Consider the following 4,183-nt stretch of genomic DNA (forward strand, 5'->3'; position numbering starts at 1 on the left):
GTCGTGGGGCTCTCCGACGGCGGCGCGCACGTGCAGTTCCACTCGAACGTGGGCAACCCGACGCGGCTCCTTGGCTACTGGGTGAGGGAGAAGGGGATCATGTCACTCGAGCACGCCGTCCGGCGCCTCACCTTCGATTCGGCCACGGCCTTCGGGATCTACGACCGCGGGCTGCTCCAGCCGGGGATGGCCGCCGACCTCGTCGTCTTCGACCCCGACACCGTGCGGCCCTGCAAAGAAGACGTCGTCCACGATTTCCCGAGCAACGGCTGGCGGGTCCGCGAGCTGGCCGAGGGGATCCACTACACCGTGGTGAACGGCGAGGTGCTGCTGGAGAAGGGCGCGCACACGGGGAGCTATCCGGGCCGCGTGCTGCACAACGCGCGATACCAGGCGTGAGGGAGGCGCGGCCATGAAGATCTCGGTCGAGGAGATGGAGCGGACGCGAGTGGCGCGCTTCAAGCGGCTCACCCCCACCAAGCGGGGCTTCGTCGACACCGCGATCCCCGGGTACGAGCGGCTCATCTACAACGTGATCGGCCGCGGCGTGACCGAGGACGCGGCCCTCAAGCCGGCGATCACCGACGCCCGCGACTTCAACCTGACCCTCGTCAAGAAGGTCCCGGGCAATCGGGTCGGCCTCCACGATCACCCGACGGTGGAGGTCTTCATGCCGCTGACCGGACGGTGGGGTGTGTACTGGGGCGACGACGGCGAGAACGAAGTGATCCTGGAGCAGTGGGACGTCATCTCGGTGCCGCCGGGCGTCATGCGCGGCTTCCGCAATGCCGGGACGGAGGAGGCCTTCATGCTCGCCATCCTCGGCGGCTCGGACTCCGGTCGCGTGACCTGGTCGCCGAAGGTCCTGGAGACTGCCCGGCAGCACGGGCTCCAGCTCGACGCCAAGGGGAACCTCGTCACGAAGTAACGAGGGTGCCGCACAACGCGCGCAGCGCGCACGACGGCGGGGGTGAAGGCCATGGCCAAGCAAGGACTCAAAGTCCTCGACAGCGACATGCACTGCATGGAGCCGGCGGACCTCTGGGAGCGCTACATCGACCCGGCCTACAAGCCGTTCGCGCCGCGGGGCCTGCAGGAGTACATCGCCGACCTGCGGCTGGTGATCGACGGCAAGACGCTCCCGCGACATTCGTCGCTGCGCCTGCGGTCCCGTGGCGGCGAGGAGGACCCGTTCCACAAGCGGCGCGAGCGCTTCCGGCCCGCGGCCGAGCGCGGCTGGGACGGCGCGACGCAGCTCGACGCGATGGACACCGAGGGCATCGACGTGGCGGTCGTCTATCCGTCACGCGGCCTGTTCGCCCAGGCGGTCGATGACCTCGACCCGGCCTTCGCCGGCGCCATCGCGCGGGCGTACAACGACTGGCTCCACGACTACTGCAAGGCCGATCCCGTTCGCCTCCTCGGCGCGGCGATGATCTCGCCGCACGACGTCCGCGACGCCGTGGAGGAGGCGCGCCGCGCCGTCGAGACGCTCGGCTGCCGGGCCGTGTTCGTGCGTCCCAACCCGGTGAAGGGGCGCAACTGGCACGATCCCTATTTCGAGCCGCTGTGGGCGGAGCTGGAGCGGCTCAAGGTCCCGCTCGGCTTCCACGAAGGATTCGGGCCGTACCTGCCGCAGGTGGGCGACCGCTTCGGCGCCGACCTCCAGATGGTCCACACGGCCTGCCATCCCATGGAGATGATGCTCGCCGTGATCAGCATGATCGGCGGCGGCGTCCTCGAGCGGCATCCCACCCTGCGCGTCGCCTTCCTCGAGGGCAACTGCGGCTGGGTGCCCTTCCTCCTGTGGCGTCTGGACGAGCACTACGAGGTGACGTTCAAGCGGCCGAACTCGCCCCTCACCATGAAACCGAGCGACTACTTCAAGCGCCAGTGCTTCGTGTCCGTGGAGGCCGACGAGGACTTCGTGAAGCAGGTCATCGAGGCCATCGGCGACGACACCATCGTCTTCTCCACCGACTGGCCGCACGGCGACTCCAAGTACCCGCACGCGGTCGAGGCGTTCATGACGCTGCCGATCTCGGAGAAGAGCAAGCAGAAGATCCTCTGGGACAACTGCGCGCGCTACTACGGGATCCCGACGGACTGAGCGCTCTCAGAAGAAGAAGGTCAGGTTCTTCGCGAGCAGGACGCTCTGGTCGAGGATGACCTTGCGCCGGGCGATCCGCCAGCGCCCGTCGACCCTCCGGAGCCGGTCCTCGCGCTTGCCGACCAGCACGTCGGTCTCCGTCTCCAGGCGGTTCCGGTAGACGAGGAAGCGGCACTTGACCGTGACCTCGGACGCCGCGGGACCGGGCGGCGTCGCCTCGAGCAGCTGGATGTTCGAGACCATGTGGCAGATCCGCGACGGCGGCTCCTCGGCCCAGTGCAGACCGGTCGCGATCTGGCGGACGCGCCGGGCCAGGGTGTCCTTGCCCTCGTCGAACCAGTTCACCTCGCCGCCCGCGCGGGTGAACTCGCGCTCGGGCTCGTCGTGCGGGACGTTCCGCCGCATCGGCATCCAGTAGTGCGCGTCCTCCGTGAAGAGGTCGAGCCACTCGTCGTACCGCCGCTCGTCGAGGAGCTCGGCTTCGCGATAGAGGAAGTCCTCGACCTCCTGCTTGAGGAGGAGGAGGTCGAGGCTCACGGCGTCATCAGCTCCTCCCAGCCCCCCGCCTCCATGAACCGGCGCCAGCGGCCGTAGAAGGCGCGCTGGTTCTGCTCGCTGGCGTTGGCCTGCGTCACGTCGCTGATGAGGCCGGGCAGCGCGAGCCCGTGGTCCTCGAAGGCGGCGCTCCCGCGCCCCAGGCCGAGCTCGTAGTTATAGGCATGGCGGCGCGCGATCGTCCCGCGGCTCGCGGCGTGGGCGTAGTTCCAGTTCTCCATGTCGTCCTGCTCGGTCAGCCCCGCCGGGCCCGAATAGCGGGTGTAGTACTGGCGCAGGAAGTTCTTGACCTCCGGCGGCGCGTCGGCGTCCACGAGGTACACGCGCCAGCACTCGGTCTGGTGCGTTCCGCGCGGGTGCCACACGGCGAGCGTGCGCGGCTGGCGCGCGAGCGGCGACGCGTTCGGAAAGACCGTGCCCGGTCCGCCGAAGAGCCGCCAGTGCGGCCCCCGGCGGCGCTTTCGCTCCTCCTCGCAGCGGCGGAAGTAGTCGGCGACGAGGGGCGCGTCCTGGTAGGCCGGCGCGATCGGCGCGTCGTGGTTCCGGAGGAACGCGATCATCGAGTGGCCGCGGTCGGGGAACGTCACGTCGAGCCAGCGCGCCTCGTTCCGCTCCTGCATGTCGCGCCGGCCCTTGCCGCTCGGGCCGATGCCGACCATGTCCACCGAGCGGTGGCTCACGCCGTGGTAGCGGTCGCCCGAGAAGTTCTCGGCCGGGAACTTCCAGTTGCAGGGGATCCGCCACTTGTGGATCCCACCGATCACCTCGGTGCCGCCCTCGCGCCCGTCCCAGGCGTCGAGGAGGAGATCGAGGTAGAGCTTGTAGCCGCCGAGGTAGTCGAGGAAGGACGGCGCCGACCGATCCCACGTGGCCCAGATCGCGCCCTTGTAGTTCTCCATCTGGGCGACCTCGATCAGCCCCCAGCGCGACTTGTCGAACCCCGCGCCGTACGCCTCCTTGAGGAAGGGCACGCCCACGAGGGCGCCGTCGGTCCCGTAGCTCCAGCCGTGATACGAGCACAGGAACTCGACCGTGTTGCCCTCGTCGTACCGGCAGACCTTCATGCCGCGGTGCCGGCACGAGTTGAGGAACACGTGGATCCGCCCGGCGCGGTTGCGGCAGAGGATGACCGACTCCTCGCCCATGGACGACACCAGGTAGTCGCCGGGGTTGGGCACCTGGCTCTCGTGGCCGACGAAGAGCCACGCGCGCGCGAACACCTGCTCCAGTTCCTGCCGGTAGATCTCCTCGCTCACGAAGATCTCGCGGCTGATGATGCCCTGGTCCACGTCGACCAGACCCTTCAGGCTGTTGGGCTCGATGCGGGCCATGGGCGCTCTCCTCCCCGGGCGACGCCGGGCGTTGCGGCGACCCTGAACCTCGACGGCGCGGCCTCATGGTAGCATCGGCACGCCAAGGAGGAGGGCCGCCATGAACGTCGGAATCTCCGTGCCGCTTCCCGCCTACCACGTGGACGTCGCCGCCATGGCGAAGACCGCCGAGGCGCTCGGCTTCGAG

5 protein-coding genes are annotated in these 4,183 nt (G+C 69.1%); 3 read left to right on the top strand and 2 right to left on the bottom strand.

All coding sequences use genetic code 11. The annotated features are described in order from the left end of the window. The 3 genes from VKG64_18630 to VKG64_18640 all read left to right on the top strand — a co-directional run. Positions 1-399: amidohydrolase family protein (locus tag VKG64_18630; GenBank protein ID HKB27057.1), on the top strand; the 399-nt coding region annotated here is incomplete at its 5' end. Between the two features lie 13 nt (positions 400-412). After that, the gene (locus tag VKG64_18635) at positions 413-928 is read left to right on the top strand and encodes a cupin domain-containing protein (GenBank protein ID HKB27058.1); all 516 of its coding nucleotides are present in this window, start codon (positions 413-415) and stop codon (positions 926-928) included. A 51-nt stretch (positions 929-979) separates the two neighbouring features. Further along, a complete protein-coding gene (locus VKG64_18640; protein HKB27059.1) occupies positions 980-2,110 on the top strand; it encodes an amidohydrolase family protein in 1,131 nt (376 codons plus the stop codon). 6 nt (positions 2,111-2,116) lie between these two features. On the opposite strand, the gene VKG64_18645 is transcribed toward VKG64_18640, so the two are convergent. Beyond that, positions 2,117-2,647 (bottom strand): 3-phenylpropionate/cinnamic acid dioxygenase subunit beta, encoded by a 531-nt coding sequence (locus VKG64_18645; GenBank protein ID HKB27060.1) that lies wholly within the window; start codon positions 2,645-2,647, stop codon positions 2,117-2,119. Then, entirely contained in the window at positions 2,644-3,996 is a 1,353-nt protein-coding gene (locus VKG64_18650; GenBank protein HKB27061.1) for an aromatic ring-hydroxylating dioxygenase subunit alpha, read from the bottom strand. Before VKG64_18650 ends, VKG64_18645 begins: the two co-directional genes overlap by 4 nt. Positions 3,997-4,183 lie beyond the last annotated feature (187 nt).

The sequence above is a fragment of the Candidatus Methylomirabilota bacterium genome, from assembly GCA_035260325.1.
GTDB lineage: Bacteria > Methylomirabilota > Methylomirabilia > Rokubacteriales > CSP1-6 > AR19.

What these genes read in the sequence shown, in the direction of transcription:
- VKG64_18635 (HKB27058.1), top strand. Translation starts at nt 413, where the DNA reads ATGAAGATCTCGGTCGAGGAGATGGAGCGGACGCGAGTGGCGCGCTTC.
- VKG64_18640 (HKB27059.1), top strand. Translation starts at nt 980, where the DNA reads ATGGCCAAGCAAGGACTCAAAGTCCTCGACAGCGACATGCACTGCATG.
- VKG64_18650 (HKB27061.1), bottom strand. Translation starts at nt 3,996, where the DNA reads ATGGCCCGCATCGAGCCCAACAGCCTGAAGGGTCTGGTCGACGTGGAC.